Raw genomic sequence first — 1,237 nt, forward strand, 5'->3', positions numbered from 1 at the left:
GCACGTGCCGCCACCGATTCGACGTGAACGAAGCCAATCTCCGGCTCTTCAGGCAATTCGCCATAAAGGGAGAAATGCGGGATTGCGTCGCGGCCCATGTGCCCCTCTGTCGAACCGAAGACCCTTCCGAAAAGTGCAATAATTTTACCGACCCGTCTATGGTCTCCTGCGGGGTGACTCTAGAATAATTCTGAAATTCAGAACGCTACCCAGGGGGAGGGAAATTTCATGACGACCACCGTTTTACCGCGCACGCAGGTTGGGATTATCGGCGCAGGCCCGGCGGGGCTCTTTCTCGGGCTCTTGTTGCGCCGATTCGGCATTGAGGCGGTGATTGTCGATAATCGCACGCGCGCCGATATCGAAACAACGATCCGCGCGGGGGTTTTGGAGCATTGGGTCGTCGACCTCATGAAATCCCTCGGCATCAGCGCGCGGTTGGAGCGCGAGGGGCATTTCCATCGGGGCATTACGCTGCGCTTTAAGGGCGAAAGCCACCATCTCGATATTGAAGAATTGACCGGCGGCAAGCGCGTAACGGTTTACGCTCAGCATGAGGTGATGAAAGACCTATACGCAGCTTGGTTTGCGGGCGGTGGACAAATCCTCTTCGGCGTGCGCGATACCCGCCTTGACGCGATTGAGAGCAACCGCCCGTCGATCCAGTTTCGCCGCACGGCGGAGGCGCCGCTCGAAACCCTCCCGTGCGATTTCATTGCCGGGTGCGACGGGTTCCACGGCCCGAGCCGCCAAGCGATTCCGGCGGCGGAACGGCGGGAGTTTCAAAAAGTCTATCCCTTTGGCTGGCTCGGGATTTTGGCCGAAGCCCCGCCCTCGCACCATGAGCTGATTTACGCCAATCACGCGCGCGGCTTTGCGCTGCTCAGTATGCGATCGCCCGAAATCCAGCGGCTTTATATCCAGTGCCCGCCGGACGATGCTATCGCCGATTGGTCTGATGCGCAGATTTGGCAAGAACTCCACACGCGGCTTGAAACCACCGATGGCTGGAAGCTGACCGAAGGGCCGATTATTCAAAAAAACATCGTCGCGCTGCGCAGCTTCGTCTGTGAAACCATGCAGTTTGGCCGCCTGTTCCTTGCAGGCGATGCCGCCCATATTGTGCCGCCGACCGGAGCCAAGGGCCTTAATCTCGCGGTGGCGGATGTTTTGGTTTTGGCAAAGGCTCTACGCGATTTTTACGGGCGGAGCGACTTCAGCGCACTCGAAAACTACA

Annotated in this window: 1 protein-coding gene; it reads left to right on the forward strand. The window is 58.5% G+C overall.

The annotated features are described in order from the left end of the window. Positions 1–228: 228 nt before the first annotated feature. The coding region (locus tag VZ95_RS17690; RefSeq protein ID WP_045777037.1) for a 4-hydroxybenzoate 3-monooxygenase at positions 229–1,237 on the forward strand (1,009 nt) is incomplete at its 3' end.

This window comes from Elstera litoralis (assembly GCF_000963705.1).
GTDB lineage: Bacteria > Pseudomonadota > Alphaproteobacteria > Elsterales > Elsteraceae > Elstera > Elstera litoralis.